The 21,052-nt window shown below is 45.0% G+C and carries 16 protein-coding genes and 2 pseudogenes; 12 read left to right on the forward strand and 6 right to left on the reverse strand.

All coding sequences use genetic code 11. The features are described from left to right. Positions 1–41: 41 nt before the first annotated feature. From ACI0FR_RS13335 to ACI0FR_RS13355, 5 genes and pseudogenes are all read right to left on the reverse strand, one after another. Positions 42–221, reverse strand: a pseudogene (locus ACI0FR_RS13335) (IS6 family transposase); the annotation flags it as partial. 511 nt (positions 222–732) lie between these two features. Beyond that, complete coding sequence (locus ACI0FR_RS13340) at positions 733–2,559, reverse strand: ABC transporter ATP-binding protein (RefSeq protein WP_404907148.1); 1,827 nt, start codon at positions 2,557–2,559, stop codon at positions 733–735. A gap of 16 nt (positions 2,560–2,575) precedes the next feature. Continuing rightward, positions 2,576–3,457, reverse strand: a complete 882-nt coding sequence (locus ACI0FR_RS13345) for an ABC transporter permease (protein ID WP_374833348.1) — start codon at positions 3,455–3,457, stop codon at positions 2,576–2,578. A gap of 4 nt (positions 3,458–3,461) precedes the next feature. After that, positions 3,462–4,409, reverse strand: a complete 948-nt coding sequence (locus tag ACI0FR_RS13350) for an ABC transporter permease (RefSeq protein WP_374833350.1) — start codon at positions 4,407–4,409, stop codon at positions 3,462–3,464. Positions 4,410–4,444: 35 nt separating this feature from the next. Then, positions 4,445–6,130 (reverse strand): peptide ABC transporter substrate-binding protein, encoded by a 1,686-nt coding sequence (locus ACI0FR_RS13355; RefSeq protein WP_461667954.1) that lies wholly within the window; start codon positions 6,128–6,130, stop codon positions 4,445–4,447. Between the two features lie 253 nt (positions 6,131–6,383). Between ACI0FR_RS13355 and ACI0FR_RS13360 the strand changes: the two genes are divergently transcribed. The 4 genes and pseudogenes from ACI0FR_RS13360 to ACI0FR_RS13375 all read left to right on the forward strand — a co-directional run. After that, positions 6,384–6,995 (forward strand): helix-turn-helix domain-containing protein, encoded by a 612-nt coding sequence (locus ACI0FR_RS13360; RefSeq protein ID WP_404907144.1) that lies wholly within the window; start codon positions 6,384–6,386, stop codon positions 6,993–6,995. 47 nt (positions 6,996–7,042) lie between these two features. Next, on the forward strand, positions 7,043–7,387 hold the full coding sequence (locus ACI0FR_RS13365; protein WP_404907142.1) for a RidA family protein: 345 nt from the start codon (positions 7,043–7,045) through the stop codon (positions 7,385–7,387). Between the two features lie 46 nt (positions 7,388–7,433). After that, positions 7,434–8,858, forward strand: a complete 1,425-nt coding sequence (locus tag ACI0FR_RS13370; protein ID WP_404907140.1) for an NAD(P)/FAD-dependent oxidoreductase — start codon at positions 7,434–7,436, stop codon at positions 8,856–8,858. A gap of 439 nt (positions 8,859–9,297) precedes the next feature. After that, a pseudogene (locus ACI0FR_RS13375) lies at positions 9,298–9,998 on the forward strand (transposase); the annotation flags it as partial. Positions 9,999–10,550: 552 nt separating this feature from the next. On the opposite strand, the gene ACI0FR_RS13380 reads toward ACI0FR_RS13375, so the two are convergent. Beyond that, on the reverse strand, positions 10,551–11,537 hold the full coding sequence (locus ACI0FR_RS13380) for a linear amide C-N hydrolase (protein ID WP_404907138.1): 987 nt from the start codon (positions 11,535–11,537) through the stop codon (positions 10,551–10,553). 677 nt (positions 11,538–12,214) lie between these two features. On the opposite strand from ACI0FR_RS13380, the gene nikA reads away from it, so the two are divergent. The 8 genes from nikA to opp4C all read left to right on the forward strand — a co-directional run bounded on the left by nikA (position 12,215) and on the right by opp4C (position 21,045). Then, a complete protein-coding gene (gene nikA, locus ACI0FR_RS13385) occupies positions 12,215–13,762 on the forward strand; it encodes a nickel ABC transporter substrate-binding protein (RefSeq protein ID WP_404907150.1) in 1,548 nt (515 codons plus the stop codon). Between the two features lie 5 nt (positions 13,763–13,767). Continuing rightward, the gene (nikB, locus tag ACI0FR_RS13390; protein ID WP_404907136.1) at positions 13,768–14,712 is read left to right on the forward strand and encodes a nickel ABC transporter permease subunit NikB; all 945 of its coding nucleotides are present in this window, start codon (positions 13,768–13,770) and stop codon (positions 14,710–14,712) included. Further along, on the forward strand, positions 14,712–15,575 hold the full coding sequence (gene nikC / locus ACI0FR_RS13395; protein ID WP_374833364.1) for a nickel ABC transporter permease subunit NikC: 864 nt from the start codon (positions 14,712–14,714) through the stop codon (positions 15,573–15,575). Before nikB ends, nikC begins: the two co-directional genes overlap by 1 nt. Next, a complete protein-coding gene (nikD, locus tag ACI0FR_RS13400; protein ID WP_404907134.1) occupies positions 15,566–16,360 on the forward strand; it encodes a nickel import ATP-binding protein NikD in 795 nt (264 codons plus the stop codon). Before nikC ends, nikD begins: the two co-directional genes overlap by 10 nt. Then, entirely contained in the window at positions 16,357–17,172 is an 816-nt protein-coding gene (gene nikE, locus ACI0FR_RS13405) for a nickel import ATP-binding protein NikE (RefSeq protein WP_374833494.1), read from the forward strand. Before nikD ends, nikE begins: the two co-directional genes overlap by 4 nt. 385 nt (positions 17,173–17,557) lie before the next feature. After that, entirely contained in the window at positions 17,558–19,144 is a 1,587-nt protein-coding gene (locus ACI0FR_RS13410) for an ABC transporter substrate-binding protein (RefSeq protein WP_404907132.1), read from the forward strand. A 48-nt stretch (positions 19,145–19,192) separates the two neighbouring features. Next, entirely contained in the window at positions 19,193–20,155 is a 963-nt protein-coding gene (locus ACI0FR_RS13415) for an ABC transporter permease (RefSeq protein WP_404907130.1), read from the forward strand. After that, positions 20,155–21,045: an oligopeptide ABC transporter permease gene (gene opp4C, locus ACI0FR_RS13420; protein ID WP_404907128.1), complete on the forward strand. Its 891-nt coding sequence runs from the start codon at positions 20,155–20,157 to the stop codon at positions 21,043–21,045. Before ACI0FR_RS13415 ends, opp4C begins: the two co-directional genes overlap by 1 nt. The last annotated feature ends 7 nt before the right edge of the window (positions 21,046–21,052 follow it).

Genomic DNA, 21,052 nt, shown 5'->3' on the forward strand with positions numbered 1-21,052 from the left:
GACGTGGGGTGAGACGCCAGATTGTATTGGCATAAATCTCAACCGAATTTCTCCGCCCATTCACGTACCGTTTTATGGGTAACAAGAATGCCACGATAGGCGAGCATGTCTTCAACCATGCGGAAACTTAGCGGAAAGCGGAAATACAGCCACACCGCTTCCGCGATAATCTCGGCAGGAAAACGATGGCGGTGATAAAGAGATGGGCGGCTGTCGGTCATTCCCTATTATCGCTGCAGATGTTTACGCCGAAACTAAGGGAACAGAGCCAGAATTACATGTTCATATGAGTTTCAATGAATAATTTATGAGTATTAATCGAAGGTTATATCCTTTTAATTTCTGCATTGATTTAATTATTGCAATTATTTCATTATTTAAAGTGGATTATACTGAAGGATGGAAATTAAAACCCTCGAATTTAATTTAATGCCCATCATTTTTTTTCCGTCTATTCTGGTAAGACTGGTATAAGTTATTAACAGCCAGTATAAATGATCTTGCTGTCATGCAGGCGCGATTTAGTTATGATACACGTTTTATACTGATCCCAATTGGACGCCTCGCTCTAATATAGCTTGAAGACAGCTGATAGAGTAAAATTGTCTGGGTATTATTGTTCATTATTTACTGTAATTTTAGGAATGCGCTGCTGACGTCTGATACAACAAGACTGGTACTGTCATTCTAGTTCGACTTACCTTGAATATGCTAGTGTATGTGTCGAATTTTTCAATTCCACTCCATATAATAATGATCTTCCGCCGCTGATATGAAGTTACGAACCGGTGGTATATAATTTTTTGGACGGATTGGACTAGCTAATTCTTTATTCAACAGGGGCGAACGCAGCTGACGTCTTTCCGGATCCGGAACGGGTACAGCCTCTAAAAGCATTTTCGTATATGGATGCTGAGGGTTATTGAAAATTACGGAACGTGGGCCAATTTCCACGATTTCACCAAGATACATGACGGCTACACGATGGCTGACACGTTCTACAACGGCCATATCATGTGAAATGAATAAATAGGCGATGTTCATTTCATCTTGGAGATCCAGCATAAGATTGATGACTTGCGCTTTCACCGAGACATCGAGGGCTGAAACTGCTTCATCAGCAACAATCATTTGAGGGGACAAGGCCAAGGCGCGTGCGATACAAATTCTTTGTCTTTGACCTCCGGAAAATTCATGCGGATAGCGTTCAAACATAGATGCTTGTAAACCTACCCGCTCTAATAAATCCTCTGCCTTAAGACGCGCATCTTCATAAGTCGCTAAGTTGTTTACTAAAAGCGGCTCAATGATCGAGGCTCCGACATTACGTTTTGGATTGAGGCTGGAAGCAGGGTCTTGGAAGATCATCTGCATTTGCTGGCGCTTTGCCCGCATGGCTTTTTGATCAAGATTTAAAATATCTGTGCCGTTGAATTTGATTTGCCCTTTCATTGGCTCGAGAAGCCTTAAGATTGAGCGGCCTGTTGTCGATTTTCCGCAACCGGACTCGCCAACCAAAGCAAGGGTTTCACCAGCTTTAAGCTGAAAGGATACATTTTCAACAGCATGTACACGTCCGACTGTGCGGTTAAAAAAACCACCCGTGAGATTGAAACGTGTTGTAAGGCCGCAAACGTCTAATAATGGTTGAGCATCTTGTGATACTGTGTTTCGTGTTTCTGGCGGTGTTTTTGTGATGCCGGTTGTGTGGTCAACAATTGGAAAACGCTTTGGTAAAGTAGCGTTTTCCATTGAACCTAATCTTGGAACCGCTGACAGAAGTGCCTGTGTATAGGGTTTTTCAGGCATAGAAAATATTTTTTTGGTGTCATTCGTCTCAACAACACGGCCATGATGCATCACGACAGTTTTATCAGAAATTTCGGCAACAACACCCATGTCGTGGGTGATGAAAAGCACAGACATGTCATCTTCATCTTGCAGTTCTTTAATGAGTGACAAGATTTGCGCTTGAATGGTGACGTCGAGTGCGGTTGTTGGCTCATCCGCGATCAGGAGTTTAGGACGGCTGGCTAGTGCCATGGCAATCATAATGCGTTGGCGCATGCCACCTGATAATGTATGTGGATATTCATCGAAACGACGGGTTGCATCAGGGATACGAACGCGATCTAATAAACGGAGCGTTTCTAGGCGCGCTTCTTGTTTGTTCATATTGCAATGCAACAATAAAGCTTCACTGATCTGCGTGCCGATTGTGTGCACAGGGTTCAGAGAAGTCATTGGTTCTTGGAAAATCATTGCCATTTCGCTTCCGCGAAATGCACGCCGCTCCTCAGTGGATAATGTATTGAGGTTATATCCATTAAAGTTGACCAAGCCGGAGCTGATTGACTGTGTAGCTGGAAAAAGTCCCATGATTGTCATGGCGGACACACTTTTTCCCGAACCGGATTCTCCAACCAACGCAACGGTTTCACCTTTAATGACATCAAAGGAAACGTCGTGAACAACTTGTGTCCAGCTTTTATCGTTGCGAAATTTGACCGTTAAATCTTTTACGGAAAGAAGAGTGGCAGACTTTGCTAATATGTTCATCGGGTCGCCGCCTTTCTCATTGAGTATTGATTTTCGGATCAAGGGCATCACGCAAACCATCTCCGAGGAAGTTAAAAGAAGTTACGGCGAGTGTAATGGCGAGACCTGGAATAATGGCTAACCAAGGAGCGCTGGTGAGATAGCTTTGGGCACTGTTTAACATGTTGCCCCAGCTTGGAGTTGGGGGCTGGATGCCAAAGCCGAGAAAGCTGATGTAACTTTCAGCTAATATGGCATGCGCTACATTCAAAGTGGCAGCCACAACAATAGGTGCGATTGCGTTGGGCAGTATTTCTCTCAACATAATACGTTTGTTCAAGGCACCATAGGATTGAGCGGCCATCACATAATCTCGGTTACGTAATGAGCGGGTTTGTGCTTCCACAACGCGAGCAACTTCCATCCATGAGGTGAATGCGATCAGCAAAATGATTGAGGGAATTGATGGCGAAATCATCGCTGAAATGGCGAGTAGTAAAAAAATTGATGGAAAGCATAACATTGCATCGACAACACGCATTAAAATTGCACCGATTGCTCCGCCATAAAAACCAGCAACTAAACCAACACAAATACCGATGACCATGCTGACAAGCATCGCGGAAAAGCCAATTGATAGCGAGATACGCCCAGCCATCAACAAGCGTGCAAGTATATCACGGCCCATTTGGTCGGTGCCCAATATATGTGTGCCACTAAATGGTGCCGCAAAGCGTTGCTTGATATCAATAAATGTATCTGAATAAGGCAGGAGCAGAGGTCCTATCGCGCAGGCCAGTGCCATAAAAATGATGGTTGCGAAGCCGAATGTTGCCAAGCGATGCTGCATAAATCGTTTTATGAAAGGGCTTTGCAACAAGCTACGACGTGATGGTGTGATTGTCTCAACGGTGGTCATCGTGCTACCTTGAAATACGCGGATCGGCGACACTGTAAAATATATCCGCAAGCAGACTGCCAAGAATGACGAGGACTGCTGCGAACATCAAAATTCCCATGACAACGGGGTAGTCGCGATAGCTTATAGAGTCGAGAAATAAGCGTCCCATGCCCGGCCATGCAAATACGGTTTCTGTCACAAGCGCGCCCGATAAAAGGCTTGGAATTTGTATGCCGGCAATTGTAATCATTGGTAAGAGTGCATTGCGCATTGCATGATGCAGCAAAATATTGCGTTCGCTTACACCCTTGGCGCGGGCGGTACGGATATAGTCTTGATTAATGACATCAAGCATTGAGGAGCGCATATAACGGCTCCATATAGCTGTGGAGACTAAGGCCAAGACAATGGTTGGCCCAATAAGGTGATGGAGGCGATTAAGAAATGAGCCATCACCGATTGTGTAGCGATTACCTGCAGGTAGCCATCCAAGATCGACCGAGAAAACATAGATAATAACCAAGCCAAACCAAAATGTAGGAATGGAAAGTGCAATCATTGTCCCGATAGTAGTGATACTATCAAAAAGCGAATAGCGTCGGATCGCCCCGATTGTACCGATCCAAATTCCTAGTATGACCGCAAGGAAGGTGGAGGCGAGCATCAATTCGAAAGTTGCACCAAGATGCGAGAATATAACATTCAATACTGGTTGTTTATCGCGATATGATACCCCCCAGTCGCCTTGAAGCATACGATAAAACCATTCGAGATATTGTACCGGTAGTGGGCGGTTTAACCCTAGCTGATCAGCTAGACGATCTAAGTCTGCTTGGGTCATGCTGCCATCAGCTGCAAACTGAGAAAGCGGGCCCCCTGGAGCCATATGCAATATAGTAAAACCGATTATCGATACGATTATCAGTAATACAACCGCTTGTGCTAAACGTTGAAGAACAAATGTGCTCACGTCGGAAACCCGCTTTTTATCTTAATTAACTGAATTTACGCTTGCCAATACCATTGCCCCATATTCCATGCATTTTGACGGGCATTGATATTTGGGCGGAAACCTTGCAGGCCATTTTTGATGCCTTCGATTGGTGCGTATTGAAAGATTGGGAGTATTGGTAACTCTTCACGCGTAATTTCTTGAAGGCGGTGGTATAGCGCCTTGCGTTCTTCTGCATTGAAACTGGCTTGAGCATCACGCATTAACTTGTCGGCTTCTGCATTTTGCCATTGCATGTAATTGCCGCCACTCCCGCCTTTGATCGGAATTGCATCGCTGGCAAAACGGGCTGCGGGATCTGGATCCATGCCGGTGCGGAATGCTGTGCCAACCAGCAGCGATTCAAATTGTGAGCGTACATAAAAATCACCCCAGATTACTGCTGCTGGCATATTGGAAATTTTTAGTGCGACACCGATTTTTTCCCAATCTTGCATAAGTAGTTGCTGAACTTGTTCACGAATTTCGTGGCCAGTGGTCGTTGAGATCGTGAATTCTAGAGGGATGCCATCTTTACTGCGAATATTGTTGGTGCCAATTGCCCAACCAGCTTCGTCCAGCAGCTTATTCGCATGGTCTGGATCATATGTTTGCGAAGGCAAGTCAGGATTGTAAGCCCAGGACTCTCGGGGCATAAAAGATTCTGTACCCGCGGGTACGCCATAATAAAGAGCATCGATAATGGCCTGTTTATCCATGGCATAATAAAGCGCTTGCCGAACTGCCTTATCGCGCATTGCAGGATGCTCCATATTGGGCATAACGCATTCGATGTTGCCGCTTGGCGAAATGAAGACCGTCTGATTGGTCAGTTTTTTTGCTTCTTCATAGAAATTTTGAGGAATGCCTGAAATAATGACTGTATCAACCTGACCGGTGCGGAATTGTGCATAGAGAGCGGTCATGTCTGGGACATATTTGAGAACTGCCTTAGCCATATAAGGCCCGTCACCATGATAGTTTTCATTTGCAGTTAAGGTGATGTTGTCGCCTGGTGTGCGGCTTTCCCATTTGAATGGGCCTGTTCCGACAGGAGCATTGTTGAATGCTGTTACATTCGGATCAGCTTCGCCATCCAATAAATGTTTAGGTACAATTTGTGTATTGGCCATCAGAGCAAGATAAGGTGAAAAGGCTTTTGACATTCTCCATGAGATTTCATGTGTGCCTTTGACCTTTATCTCTGTGATTAACTCATGGCCTACTCGTGTTCTGGAACGAAAGCCGTCAGCATTGATGAGGTTTAGTGAAAACTGAACATCTTCTGCTGTGAAGGGTTGACCATCATGCCATTTGACATCTTCCCGTAAACGGACTGTCCAAAGGAGGCCATCTTCAGCAATGCCACCATTTTCAACGGACGGAACTTCAATTGCCAAATCTGGCATTAAAGTCCCATCCGGCTGAGCAACCCATAAAGTATTGAAAACATTAGTCCATACGACCTCGTCAACTTCAACGCCTGGCATCAAAGGGTGAAAGGCGACCGGCTCTTGCGACAGGCCAACAATTACCACGCCTGTTGGCTTGGAAGGCGGAGTGCCTGCATTGGATGATGATTGTGCCAATGAGGGCAGTCCCCATGCTACAGACGCAAGCCCCCCAATGCCCAGCCCTAAAAAATGACGACGATCAATCTTGTTTTGATTGGTGATGTTTTTATGAGTGCTCAGTTTCATTATGACTCCCCCTCTATAAAAGCGCATGGTTGAGCGAAATTATTAAATGAAAATCTTCACTATAATGAAATTTATGTCAAGCTCGTTTGTTGTTATTTGAATTCCGTGCCGCCTAAAAAATTTTATAAGTTGAATTTTATTGTTGTTTTACAATTATTTGTAGGGTATATCTATATGTATTGATGTCAAATGAGTTGCTTTTTTATTTTTATGTGATTTATATATTTTCAATATAGTGAAATAGACGTGAAAAATGATGGTTGATTTAAAACAGAAAGAAAGTGACGTTCCACAGCAGGAGCGATCAGAAAAAATCGGTCAGCGTTTGCGAGAGTTGCGTGCGGAACGAAATATGACAATTTCGGATTTGGCCGACGCAGCAGGGGTTTCTTCAGGGTTAATCAGTCAGATTGAGCGTGGTAATTCAAATCCCTCTATGAAGACGATGGAAAAACTACGTGACGCATTGGGTGTTAATGTCTGGGAATTTACAGATATGACCCAGTCAAGACTTGTCGCGGATCCTTCGTTCGTTCGTCGTGCAGATAGCCGGCCTAAAATTGTGGTTGGTACCAACGGTTTTTCTAAAGAATTACTGTCTCCACAATCTAATCATAATATGCGTTTCATGATCCTGACGTTGCCCCCTGGTGCACGTAGTGAAGATGTGTTGAGCGGGCCGGGGAATAAAGGTGGATACGTATTGGAAGGTACGGCTTTGCTGACAGTGGGATCTGAAACAGCAGAGCTGGCTACGGGCGATAGCTTTCAATTTTCCAGCAGTCTTAATCATAATATCGAGAATTCGGGCGCGGATACAACGCGGATTATTTGGATAATCGGTATCCACGATTCTCATCTTTAATAGCTGAAAATTCACACTAAACGCTTAGCATAAGGGTAACTGTTTCTATGATTATACGCCACGAAAATACCGGCCGTTTGAGTAAGGTTTTGGTTGCAAATGGTTTTGCATTTATGTCTGGTTTGACAGCAAAAGATCGCAGCGGAGATGTCGCTCAACAGACAGCGGATATTCTTGCACAGATAGATGCTTATCTTGCGATGGCAGGTACCGATAAAACAAAAATCGTTAATGCGAATATCTGGCTTAAAGATGTCGGCGATTTTAATGCGATGAATGGCGCATGGGAAGCATGGGTTGATCGTGATGCGACACCAGCTCGCGCAACTGTAGAATCTCGTCTGGCAGCAGATGATATTCTCGTCGAAATTCAGGTTCAGGCACTCGTCTGATTTTTCATTCCAATGAGTGGTTATTAATCACGCGGAGATAAGGTCTGTGCAAAAAGATAGCATAATCCCATCTGAGCAGTCTTGGTGGCTGGATGAAGCGCTGAAGGCAGAAGGGAGCATTTCTTCTGCTGCACCACTGATTGGGAAGGTTGAGTTTGATGTAGCAATCGTGGGGGGAGGCTTTACGGGGCTTTGGACTGCGATTGCTCTTAAAGAACGTGCACCCGATTTAAAAATTGGTTTGATTGAATCATCGATTTGTGGGGCAGGCGCCAGTGGTAAAAATGGCGGTAAGGTTCACGGATATTGGGCTAGTCTTCCTGGAATGGTACAGACAATAGGTCGTGATGCGGCACTTGCTGTTGCGCGTGCCGGAACAAAAGCTCAGGATGGTATACGAACTTTTGCGACAGCTCCGGGGCGGGATGTTTGGTGGCGCGAAGCCGGCAATGTTCGTGTTGCTACAACAAAAACTCAGGAAGCAAAGATCCTTCCACATGTGAAAGTTGCACAAGAATTAGGTGTTGGTGATACTGCACAGGCACTGACACAAGAAATGGTTGCCGATTACTGTTCTTCGCCGGCGTTTCTAAGTGGTATGTATTTGCCGGAAGGTGCAAATGTTCAGCCTGCTCGGCTAGCTCGTGCCTTACGGAAGGCTGTCATTGAATTAGGCGTATCGGTTTATGAAAATACCCCTATGCTAGGTTTGGATAAGGGGACGATTAATCGGTTACGCACTCCGCAAGGCGAAATTCTTGCGCGTGATATTGTCTTGGCAACTAATACTGCCTTGGCAAACGAACCGGATATGAAGCCACATTTAACGGTTTTCTCCAGCTATGCTTTAATGACAGAACAAGCGCCAGATAAGTTGGAGGAAATGGGATGGACAGGGGATCAGGGGATCGCTGATCTGCGAATGTTCGTTCATTATTTTCGTAAAACCGCAGATGGCCGTATGTTGATGGGTTCCGGTTCTGGACCAATTAGCTTTAATGGCAATTCTACAGCGCCTGAACTGACAAATGATCTAAGTTCTGCGCAACGAGCTGCCAGAGGGCTAAGGCGATTATTGCCGATGTTTGATGATACTGGGATTGCAAAGGTGTGGGGTGGTGGGATTGAAATTTCTGCCGATAGATTACCTTTTTTCCGTACACGACCAGGAACTCGGATTCATTATGGATGTGGTTATTCAGGCCATGGTGTGAACCCTACCTATATTGGCGGGCAGTGTTTGGCCTCACTTGTGCTAGATATTAAGGATGAATGGACAAGTTTGCCATTTTGTACTCGATCGGTGCCTAAATTGCCACCGGAACCATTCCGTACTATTGGTGGTCGATTGGTACGTAAAGCAATCATTACATGTGAGGAAGCTGATGAAAATGGTGTGCAGGCACCTTGGGCGATGCGTGCTGCAGCAGCAATACCGCGTGTCCTTGGGTTAAAAATTGGCACACGCTAAATGTAGGCCTTAATCACTTATAATGTTGCCGCCATAATCACTCATGGCAAAATGGCCCTTTTGCCATAAGTGATAATATCAGGATACAACGCAATGGGGGCCGTGAGTTGCTTGTCCGGTTTGTAGCTCAAAAGTCGTGCAAGCTTATTAGAGCTCAGCGAGGATACCGTCAGCCACTGCTACTTACGCACCCCCGTTCAGATGCTCGAACGCCGCCACTTTTGCTGAAGCCAGCCGAACAAATTTGCCCTGACCTCCGCCTTAATCTCGAATCGTACGGGACGTCCGGTTTCCTGCTGGATGATCATTACTTGTGTTCAGATCTCTTGGCCCGTGATGAGAGTTTCGCTCTTGATCTTAACGAGATTGGAACTTCGTATTTTGCTTTCGATTGGGAGATTGAGCTGCCCTCGATCTCGCTTGTGCCGCTCCATATCGAGTAAGGGCATACAGGGAGAAGCGGTATTTTATATCTGAATCATCAACTTACCGCATATTGAAGGCGGCAGACCTGATAACGGCACCTGATTACGTGGTAATAAAGGCAGCCAAGGAATTCCACGATAAAACCACTGCTATCAATCAGCTGTGGCAGACAAATTTTACCGACTTCAAGATCATCGGCTGGGGGTGGGGTTGGTATAATCTCGGCACAGTTCCGGATGATTATAGCCGTTACATCATCGCCTGGAAGCTATCATAAACATGCGTGCTGATGCCGTCACAGACACGATAAAGCCAGCCTTGTAAGCGTCAGGCTGTGATCAGGCCGTTGTTTGCAATAAACGGCGCTTACTCAGTGATAATGGCTCTTGTTACATCTTGGGGGGAGCTGAATGATTGGATGAACAAAAAATGCCGCATATCCGCGGATCTCCCTTCCACCCCCAAACCCAAGGGAAAATCGAACGCTGGCATCAGACCATGAAAAATCGCTTTCTATTAGAAAACTATTGCCTGCCAGGAGATCTCGAGCACCAAATCTGAGCCTTCGTGGAATATTACAACAATCAGGGTTACCACGAAAGTTTAAGTAACGTCACAGCTGCTGACGTCTACTTCGGACGCGATAAGACAATTCGGAGAGAAAGGCAGAAAATCATAAATCTGACTATTCGACAACGCCGCTTGCAACATTAAAAACAAGCCGCATAATGAAGCATTAAATCAAACCAGAGGCTTCAAAACTCAAAATGCTCCGATGTCCCATTCTATATGACGACGAGCAATCCATTCAAAATGCATCCGTCATCAACGCGTGGTTTTCAAAGTTTTTTCGCGAAAAATGGATAAAGGCGTGACATTTATTCTTTTTGTTCAGATCGTGAAGATTGATTTCTGTCCTTAACCGAAAATGGACAATTTGATAATTCAAAATCAATGGGTTCTTTGCCTGGCAGGGCACTAAAGCATCTCTCCCAAAAGTGGGCATCGGTTTTGGGATAAAGACATGCGTAAAAACAAACTGTTAGAGTAAGCGGAGTGGATAAGATAATGTGCTACACGCTCTAGTGTCCGTTCTTGCAATCAGTAAGTTTTTCTTGGATAGCTCTAAAAATATTTAAAACCTCATTCAGCTATTATTTTGTCTTTTTATTCTTTATAATAAATCATCAGGCATTTAAATTATCAATAGAGAAGAATCCTAATGCCTGATGCTATTTGTTATCAAATATTAGATAATCTCATTGCTTACGTAACGGTGAGAAATTTTAACTCTCCGGCACTTGAAAAGTCTTTGCTGACTTCACTTACAATTCCGTTCTCAATAGCTAAATCATCAACCAGATTAAGCTTCATTTGATCTGAGCCCTCTGAGAAGTTCAAATCTTTTAAATCTACCCAGACAATGTTCGGGCGGGTGGTCGATTCAAAAACATATCGTTTGTTTGTCAGGTCAATGATGGTTTGCCATAAAGTTTGCGATGCTTCCGGTGCCTCTGGATCCGGAATTCTGAACGGCTGAGCCGTGTTGCGCATGATACTCAACATGGAAGCAACCGCCTGAACCTGATTTTTGGCTTCAGGCAAACGGCTGACATAATAGCTGGCTCGTGCAAAACGATCAGTTGCTTTCGTTGAGCCCGGCAATGGTTGTGAACCACCAAAGCCATTAATTCCTTTAAGTATTTTCAGTTGCTGATCATAGGTTGGTGAATTTGTCATCACCTTATAATCGGCACTATGATAAACAACAGGGTTCCCGGCAACATATTCTATAATACAGGAGTCACCCGTTGAATCTTCAATCGCCAGATGCAAAGCAGGCGCGACGCCTCCTGTCGGATCTTTCATTTGTACAACTTGCACATTTGTCTCTTTAACCCATGCAACGGCTTGCGCAACGGTTGCAAAATTATCGAGGAAATATTGGAGCCAGATGGCTTGGCTGAGTTTAGGCCGATCTTGGTTTATTTCACCATAATCGGATTCTGTCAGCCATAGAATATGCCCTGCAAGACCGGCTTCGTTCACACCATCTACTGAAATCATATCGAAACATGTTGCGACGACACTTCCGTATTGGGAGGTCCACTTCAGATCTCCGTAAACGCCATCATTTCTTTCGATACCTCGTGGTTGCGTCCAAAGATTTGTCATAAGATCTTTATGAAAATCCATATTTCTGCCAACGATCACTAAGCCTTGCGTGTCGGACCAAAGAACTCGCGTGCACATATTCACCCCACACCGTATAAAGATTTATAATTATTCCTCATATACGTTAGATAAGTTATTGAATTAATCAATCATCATCTAATTTTTTCAAAATAAAATATGAAAATTACAGATGAGAAAACCACTGGCAGACTTGAGCCAATATGCCTGCGCATAGTGCTTTATATTTATCTGCCATAGTCTAAAAAGATGTATGAATAACGGTTGTATATCACGACGCATAAAAGATTTTTATGGGCGGACTAACAGCTGACCTATGCAATTATGTATCTATTGTCGCGATCGGATTTTTGCCGATTGTGAACCAATTGATGACTGCCCTTTTTATATATGCCTTTAGCTAAAAACATGGGTGCCAGCAGCCAACCGGCACCAGCAAAAAAAGATAAGCATCCATGCGTTGCACATTTTGGCTGCCTTCATGTCGTTCAGCGAATGGATGATAAAGCTATTGGGTATTTCGTTGCTAGGCTATTCGCGTTGCTGGTAGCAACACTGTGAGGTTGGCTATCCAATCTAAGAAACAGTAATAAAGACTTTTATTAAATAAAATATCTTTGTCGAACGCTTAATATTCTTAAGTTTCCGCTTGCCTGCTTTACGAGTATGCACTTTAATAAGATTCGTCATACTTATTGAGGGGAACTACATTGAATAAATTCATTCGTTCGCTTGCAATGTCTCTCGCTTTGACAATTTCAGCTACTGGAATTGCGACAGCTGAAACCAAACTTAATTTCGCATGGCCAGTTAATGTCGGCCCTCTCAATCCGCATCTTTACACGCCTAATCAAATGATCGGACAGAATATGGTCTATGAGCCATTGGTCCGCTATATGAGCGACGGTAGCGTGCAGCCATGGCTGGCAGAGTCATGGGAGGTTGAAGATGGCGGCAAAACCTATATTTTCAAACTCCGTGAGGATGTTAAATTTTCAAATGGTGAAGTTTTTGATGCCAAGGCTGCAAAAGAAAATTTTGACGCCGTTTTGGCAAACAGAGAACGACATGCATGGCTCGAGCTTGCCAATCAGATTGTTTCGGCCGAAGCGATTGAACCGTACAAGTTAAAGCTAACGCTTAAAGGTGCCTATTATCCGATTCTTCAGGAATTGGCTTTGCCGCGTCCGTTCAGATTTATTGCGCCTTCTCAATTTAAAGACGGCGGTACAAAAGATGGTATCGTTGCACCGGTTGGCACCGGACCATGGAAGCTCACGGAAACAAAGCTTGGCGAAAAGGATGAATTTGTCCGCAATGATCTCTATTGGGGCGCCAAGCCTGAATATGAACATATTACGGTAAAAGTCATTCCTGATCCAAATACGCGTGCTATTGCATTTGAGACAGGTGAAGTTGACTTTATCTATGGATTGGACGGGCCACTTTATCCTGATACATTTCAACGTTTCAAAAACATGGGACTCTATACGACAGAATTATCTGATCCGATGGAAACCTGGGTTTTTGCGATTAATACAAAGACCGGGCCAACTCACGATCTTTCTGTAAGGCAGGCAATCAATCATGCTGTCAATAAGGACAAGATGATTGATAAGGTGCTTTATGGCACCCAAAAGCGAGCGGACACGCTTTTCTCAACCAACGTTCCTTATGCCGATATCGGCCTTAAACCATATGAATATGATGTCGGCATTGCGACAGATCTTCTGGATGAAGCGGGCTGGAAAGAAGCCAAACCGGGAGATATTCGTCAGAAAAACGGGGAACCACTAACCGTTGAGCTGAACTTTATTGGCACCGATGCAATCGCAAAATCAATTGCCGAAGTTGTTCAGGCTGATCTTCGACAGATCGGAATCGATGTCAAACTGACCGGGGAAGAAGAAAGCAGTGTTTATGCACGTCAGCGTGACGGTCGATTTGGTTTGATCTTCAATCGTACATGGGGCTCGCCTTTTGATCCTCATGCGTTTGTAAGTTCAATGCGTATTCCCTCCCATGCAGATTTTCAGGCACAGCAAGGATTGGCAGATAAAGCGGAAATTGATGCCAAAATCGGACAGGTCTTTACGACAGGTGATGAAGAAACCAGAAAACAACTATATAAGGACATTCTTAGCCGTCTGCATGAAGAGGCTGTTTATCTGCCGCTCACATTTGTGACAGCAATTGCCGTTGCAAAGCCGGAAGTTGGCGTAATTCCATTTGGTGCAATGTCGAGTGAAGTACCTTTTGAACAACTCAAGCCAAAAGCAGATTAAATGACATGGCAGCTTTCATTTTCAGGCGGGTACTTTTTCTTATACCGATGTTGCTTGGTGCATCGCTCTTTATATTTTTAACGCTGAGGCTGGGTCCTAGCGACCCGGCAATGGATTATCTTCGGCTGTCAAAGGTTCCGCCAACACCTCAGGCTTTGGAGCATGCCCGGCAATTACTGGGGCTTGATCAACCGATCATCTTTCAGTATTTAGACTGGTTGTGGAACGCTCTCCGTTTGGATTTCGGCATATCTTACGCCACACAGCGCCCTGTATTACCTGATATTCTTCACTTTCTTCCGGCCACGCTTCAACTTGCCGGTGTTGCCCTTCTGTTAACCATAGGCCTTTCTGTTCCGCTTGGAATGTGGGCTGCACGTCATCGTGAGAAATGGCCGGATCAGATTGTACGCTTAATCGCCTTTGTCGGCGTTTCCATGCCGAACTTCTGGCTTGGTTTTTTATTGGTTCTGGTCTTTTCGGTTTACCTCGGCTGGCTTCCTCCGATGGGAAAAGGTGGCATTTCCCATATTATAATGCCGGTAATCGCTATTTCCTTCATGTCTTTGGCAATTAACGCACGGCTTTTGCGTGCGAGTATGCTTGAGGTCAGCGGACAGCGTCATGTGCGTTATGCACGATTGCGAGGCTTGTCGGAAAGACGTGTTGAGCATTCACATATTTTGCGTAACGCCTGGCTTCCGATCATCACAGCAATAGGCATGCATATTGGCGAACTGATCGGGGGCGCATTGATCATCGAAAGCATCTTCGGCTGGCCAGGTGTTGGGCGATATGCTGTTTCAGCTATTCTCAACAGAGATTACCCTGTCATTCAATGTTTCACATTGCTCATGGTCGTTATTTTTGTTCTGTGTAATTTGATTGTCGACATCATCTACGCCATCGCAGACCCCAGAATCCGGCTTTCAGCAGAGGGTGTACAGTAATGATGCAAAATCAGATCATTGCACAAAGTGCATCAAGAACGTTAAGCCGCAATTTACTTTTGTGGTTCTCTTTCTCCATTATTGCTTTACTCGTGATGGCAGCAATCGCCGGACCATGGATTTCTCCGCACGATCCGGATTTTGTTGATATCGGGCAGCGCTTACAATCTCCTGACAGCACTTACTGGCTGGGCACAGATCATCTGGGCAGAGATATTTTTTCCCGTTTGATAGCAGGGGCGCGTGTTTCCTTAGGCGCAGTTGCAATAACCCTGGTGATTATACTTACCCTTGGTATCAGCATCGGCGGTTTCTCGGGCTTTGTAGGAGGACGTACCGATCAGATCATTATGCGTGTTACAGATGTTTTCCTGACATTTCCAACTTTGGTGCTGGCACTTTTTATGATCGGTATACTTGGAACCGGAATTGTCAATGTAATCATTGCCATCGCCTTGTCTCACTGGGCATGGTACGCGCGTATCGTGCGCGGCATCGTGCTTTCGCTTCGACACAGAGAGTTCATTCTCGCTGCAAGGCTCAGCGGAGCCAGCCGTCTGCGTGTATTCATGAAGCATCTGTTTCCCGCAACAATCGCGCAGTTGATGGTTTTAGCAACTTTAGATATCGGTCATATGATGCTCCATGTTTCCGGACTGTCTTTTCTTGGTCTTGGTGTTACTCCGCCCACTGCAGAATGGGGGGTAATGATCAATGATGCACGGCAGTTTGTCTGGACATCACCGATGCTTATTTTCTGGCCAGGCCTCATTTTGTTTTTCAGTGTTATGGCTTTTAACATTCTGGGCGACGCCCTGAGAGACAGACTAGATCCCAATCTGAGGGCAGAAACATGTCATTAAATTCTCAAATACTGGAAATTCGCAATCTTTCCGTCGGTTATTATCACGATACCCATATTCATTTGATTGTAGCGGATTTGTCGTTGACGATTGAACGAGGAAAGATACTCGCTCTTGTCGGCGCAAGTGGTTCGGGCAAGTCGATGACATGTTCAGCAGTGCTCGATGTTTTGCCGCCGGGTGTCAAGACAGTTAACGGAACCATTCATCTTGACGGCAAACAAGTACCCCCCAAAGAATTGCGGGGGCGTAGCGTGGCTAGTATTATGCAAAACCCACGCAGTGCGTTCAATCCTGTGCGTACAATGCGCCAGCATATTGCCGAGACACTTTCAGCGCTCGGACGTAACAGCCATAACGAGATGGTTGAGATCAATGATACCTTGCTAGCGGTTGAGCTTGATGAGCCCGAACGGATACTTGATCTTTATCCGTTCGAAATGAGCGGCGGTATGCTGCAACGCATGATGATTGCCATTGCTTTGCTAAGTAAATCGCAATTCCTTTTTGCCGATGAACCGACCACAGATCTTGATCTGATCGTTCAGATAAAAATTTTGGAGCTACTCGAAAAACTTGCACATGAAAGAGGTCTCGGCATTTTGTTGATCACGCACGACATGGGTGTTGTTGCAAAAGTCGCCGATGAGGTTGCCGTCATAGATACCGGTATCTTGGTCGAACAAAAACCCGTGGAAAAGATTTTTCAAACACCTAAAGACCCCATCACGCGAATGCTGGTGTCTGCTCATTTATCGCTATACGGCATGGAGCTGGCAGTCTGATGTTATTGCAAGTAAAAAATATCAGTAAATATTACCAAACGCATTCTCTGATGGGGGCAAGCGAGCCACGTCTTATTCTTGATGACGTCTCTTTTGTTATTCAAGAAGGCGAGACAATCGCATTATTAGGACGCAGCGGTTGTGGTAAAAGTACCCTCGCAAGACAGATCTGCGGTTTGGAATACCCTGAAACAGGCGAAATTCTTTATCGGGCTACGTCAACGCGCAAGCTTGACCGCGAGCAAACCCGTTTGTTTCGACGCGACGTGCAGATGGTTTTCCAGGATTCACCAAGTGCTGTCGATCCGCGTATGACAATCCGCTCGATCATTGAAGAACCTTTAAGGCATCTTACTGAACTGCGTTCTGAACAAAGACTTAAACGTATTGCCGAACTCCTTGAAATGGTCGAATTGCCGAAAGACTTAATCAATAAGTTGCCGTCACAGATCAGTGGTGGCCAGTTGCAACGTGTTTGTATCGCCAGATCGCTTGCAGCCAACCCGAAATTGATCATTCTTGATGAGGCAGTTTCAAATCTTGATACGCATTTGCAAGCTTCTGCTCTGAAATTGCTCGCTAAACTGCAAGAGAGTCAAAGTGTTTCATATCTGTTTGTGACACATGACTTGAGGTTAGTCGAACGATTTGCCGATCGTATTATCGTCATGGAAGATGGCCGTCTGGTAGAGGAACAGGATAATGGTCAAATAGAAACTTTGAAGCATAAAGCATCTATAGCGCTTAAAGATGCAATCCTTCCACCTTTGCCGGATAAAAGAAATAAATGCTCGCATGAGCTTTACGTGTGATAAGCTAAATTTTCTTTTGCTAAAGATTGTAAAGCGTTACTCTGATTATATGATAATTTAGTTTTCCGTATTACACTCGGAGAGGCCGAATCTGGGTGTTTTTTAATGAATTAAAATAATTCTTATGTATTGATTGATGGCTATTTTTTTATATTGAATTATTTTAATTTTATAAATTTGGATATTTTTAGGATTTATTTTCATATTTATATTTTAATGTAGTTTTATATTTTACGGTAATATTTTTACCGCTACCCATTTAAGAAATTATATTCTTAGATTTGTTTATAAAATGATTTTTTCTTTCTGTTCATGGCGGAGCTTCATGGTCAAGAATTAGGCATCAGTGTCGAAGAGCACCAGCCTAATCATACAGGATCATGCAATGAAAAAGACTTTAATATCCTTTCTAACTTCAGTCAGTTTACTGGGTGGTGTTTTGCCGGCCTTTGCAGAAAACGGCGACGTGATCCGTTATGCCTTATGGAGCAATCCGCGCGGGACATTTCATCCAACACTTTATTTTACTGACTATGACCGTGCGATTATTTTTTCGGTTTTTGGACGCCTTTATACACTGGATGAAAAGCAGCAACCTGTGCCATCCTTGGCGTTATCTCATGAATATTCAACGGATGGTCGCACATTGACGTTGCATTTGCGCGAGGATGTGAAATGGCATGATGGGCAAGCCTTTACGGCCGAGGATGTCGCTTTCACATATGGCACACAGGCACATCCTGATTTTCCGCGTGATACACCTGATTTTGTCAAGCAACTGGAAGGTTATGAAGACTATCACTCAGGCAAAAGCCAGGAGCTTTCCGGTATAAAGGTCATCGATGACAATACTGTCAGCTTTACGTTCAAAGCGCCATATGCAGCCGTTTTTGCGCATTTTACCGATAAGCCTGTATTGGCCAAACATATTTGGGAAAAGGTGCCTGTTAAAACATGGAATGAAGCAACAGAGCAACTGCGTAATCCGGTTGGAACGGGTGCTTATAAATTTGTTGAATTTCTTTCCGATCAATATGTTAAACTGGTGCGTAATGATGATTATTTTGGTGGTCAGCCAAAAACTGAAACCATTATTTTTAAAATCTCCAATGCGCAGACGGCTCAAAGCGAGTTGATTAACGACGAGCTCGATATCGCAGAAATTTCATCATGGAACGAGCGCGATCTTCAAACTTATCGTGATGCGGGCATTCGAATTGTCGAGCAATATGGCCCGGGCGGGCAATATATGCCTTTTGATACCCGCAATCCGAAACTCGCAGATAAAAAAGTGCGTCAAGCGATTGTTTACGGCATTAACCGTCAAGCAATTGTTGATCGTTTGCTTTTCGGTCATGGACAGGTTTTCAATGCCAAGGCTCATCCTCAAAGCCCTTATTATCCATCTGATCTTAATCCTTACGATTATGATCCAGAAAAAGCCAAAGCGCTGCTCGCGGAAGCTGGTTGGACGGATAGCGACAATGATGGTTTTGTCGATAAAGACGGAAAGAAATTTACATTTACGCTGAATTATCCGACCGGCAATCGCACCCGTGAATTATCAGCACCTATTATTCAGCAAAATCTCAAGGCAATCGGCATTGACGTGGTTCTCAACTCCGCTGATTTTAATACGACGCTGGCAATCTTGCAGGATCCGAAACAGAGCTATGATGGTGTGTTGATGGGCGGTACATTCCGGCCTGCACAGTATGAAAACAATTTTTGGTGGGAACGGTTTTCAACACCGGAACTCGATAAATTGGCGGCTGCTTTTAACTCTACCATCAACCCTGAAGAGCTTGAAAAAAACGTTGGAGGCTGGTTGCGCGGTGTCAATGATGAAGTGCCACATGTCTGGCTCTACATTCCGAATGAAGGCTTTGCACTGGGTAAACGCGTAACAAATCACTCTGCGCGCCCCTATGAACCATTCGCCGACATAGCTGAGTGGACTGTCAGTAAATAATGAAGAGCCGGATATAAAAATATCCGGCTTCCATTAAAGGCTTGCTTTATGATTGTTTATATTCTGCGCCGTCTATTGATTGCGATACCGGTCATTGTCGGTATTTCGATTGTGGTTTTTGTGCTGGTCAAACTTCAGCCGGGTGATCCGTTTGTCGGTATGATCAGTCCGGAAACGACACCGGAAGAAAAACAGGAAATGTTATTGCGTGCCGGTTATCTCGATCCGGTTTGGCAACAATATCTGCGCTGGGCAACACGCGCTGTGACGGGTGACCTTGGTTATTCTTTACAGCACGGCACACCGGTGACAAAGCTTATCGGCGAGCGTCTTGGCAACACATCATTGCTGGCTGGCGCAGCCCTTGCTTTGACACTTGTGATTGCTTTGCCGCTTGGACTTTATGTTGGCCTGCGCCGCAATAGCAGTGTCGATGTCATTGCATCGGTCTTGTCTTTTATACTGGTTTCAATACCGGCCTTCTTTCTGGCAATCGTCTTTATCAAATTATTTGCGGTTAATCTGCGTTGGTTGCCAACATCGGGTGTCATAACACTAGGTACCAATTATACCGGTATGGCACATGTTATTGATGTTATTAGTCATTTGATATTGCCTGCATCTGTTTTGGCGCTCACCAATATTGCCATTTTAAGCCGTTATTTGCGCTCCAGCATCAGTGACATTCTTGAACAGGATTTTATCAGGGCTTTATTTGCCAAAGGTTTGACACGCCGATCCGTGATTACGCCGCATTTGCTTCGCAATGCCGCCAAGCCGTTGATCACGATTGTCAGTCTGGAAATACCTGCCTTACTCTCGGCTACCCTTTTAACTGAAACTATTTTCAGCTGGCCCGGCATTGGTCGTCTTAGTTTTGAGGCGGTGCAGGGCAGGGATTATCCACTTTTGATGGGCATTGTGCTGTTTCTGGCATTGATCACTTTGCTGACCAATCTGCTTGCTGACGTGCTTTACGCCCTGATCGACCCACGTGTGAGGCTCGGCTGATGAGTATAATTGTTGCAGAAACTTTGCCTGTAAGCCGCACAATATGGCAACGCCTCATTGCTGACCGCTATTTTTTCTGCGGCTTTGTGATTTTGTTCGCTCTGACTGGTCTTGCCGTTGCTGCCCCCTGGCTTGCACCTTTCAATCCGGAAGATGTTGATCTTTTTTCGATTGAATCACCGCCGGATGCCATTCATTGGCTAGGTACCGACGAAATTGGTCGTGATGTGTTGTCGCGTCTTTTATATGGCGGTCGTGTCTCGGTTCTTGTCGGCCTTTCAGCTGTGTTGGTGCAATTGGTCATCGGCGTTTTTCTTGGCAGTCTTGCCGGTTATTTCAGCGGTATTGTTGATGCAGGTATCATGCGCTTGACTGAAGTGGTCATGTGCTTTCCGTTCTATGCCATCGCAATTACGCTTGCAGCGATTTTCGGTGCCAGTGTCTGGAATGTTATTCTCATTATCGGCATTTTGAACTGGACCGGTCTGGCGCGTCTTGTACGTGCTGAATTATTGTCGCTGCGCGAGCGTGAATATGTTTTGGCCGCCAAAGCGATGGGCGTCAGCCATGTTCGTATTATAGCACATCATTTGCTGCGCAATGCCTATGGTCCCATTCTGGTCTATGCCACTTTGGCAGTAGCACACGGTATTTTGGCAGAGGCAGCGCTAAGCTTTTTAGGTCTTGGTGTGCGCCAGCCGCAAGCCTCATGGGGCAATATGCTCTCTGCAGCGCAGAGTATGCGCGTAATCAGCTATCAATGGTGGCTATGGGTGCCGCCGGGCATCGCGATTGTTGCGATGGTTCTTTCCATTAATTTTGTTGGTGAAGGTTTGGCGCGCACCCTTAATGCCCGCCCCATCACTCCGATCAAAGATCTGAAGCCATAACAGCCAT

The sequence above is a fragment of the Paenochrobactrum sp. BZR 201-1 genome (genome assembly GCF_044987585.2).
Classification (GTDB): Bacteria; Pseudomonadota; Alphaproteobacteria; order Rhizobiales; family Rhizobiaceae; genus Paenochrobactrum; species Paenochrobactrum pullorum.

Coding starts and splice junctions, on each gene's coding strand:
- ACI0FR_RS13345 (WP_374833348.1), bottom strand. CDS start 3,457: ATGACCACCGTTGAGACAATCACACCATCACGTCGTAGCTTGTTGCAA.
- nikA (WP_404907150.1), top strand. CDS start 12,215: ATGTCTCTCGCTTTGACAATTTCAGCTACTGGAATTGCGACAGCTGAA.
- ACI0FR_RS13360 (WP_404907144.1), top strand. CDS start 6,384: ATGATGGTTGATTTAAAACAGAAAGAAAGTGACGTTCCACAGCAGGAG.
- ACI0FR_RS13380 (WP_404907138.1), bottom strand. CDS start 11,537: ATGTGCACGCGAGTTCTTTGGTCCGACACGCAAGGCTTAGTGATCGTT.
- nikC (WP_374833364.1), top strand. CDS start 14,712: ATGATGCAAAATCAGATCATTGCACAAAGTGCATCAAGAACGTTAAGC.
- ACI0FR_RS13415 (WP_404907130.1), top strand. CDS start 19,193: ATGATTGTTTATATTCTGCGCCGTCTATTGATTGCGATACCGGTCATT.
- nikD (WP_404907134.1), top strand. CDS start 15,566: ATGTCATTAAATTCTCAAATACTGGAAATTCGCAATCTTTCCGTCGGT.
- opp4C (WP_404907128.1), top strand. CDS start 20,155: ATGAGTATAATTGTTGCAGAAACTTTGCCTGTAAGCCGCACAATATGG.
- ACI0FR_RS13365 (WP_404907142.1), top strand. CDS start 7,043: ATGATTATACGCCACGAAAATACCGGCCGTTTGAGTAAGGTTTTGGTT.
- ACI0FR_RS13340 (WP_404907148.1), bottom strand. CDS start 2,559: ATGAACATATTAGCAAAGTCTGCCACTCTTCTTTCCGTAAAAGATTTA.
- nikB (WP_404907136.1), top strand. CDS start 13,768: ATGGCAGCTTTCATTTTCAGGCGGGTACTTTTTCTTATACCGATGTTG.
- ACI0FR_RS13410 (WP_404907132.1), top strand. CDS start 17,558: ATGAAAAAGACTTTAATATCCTTTCTAACTTCAGTCAGTTTACTGGGT.
- ACI0FR_RS13355 (WP_461667954.1), bottom strand. CDS start 6,130: ATGAAACTGAGCACTCATAAAAACATCACCAATCAAAACAAGATTGAT.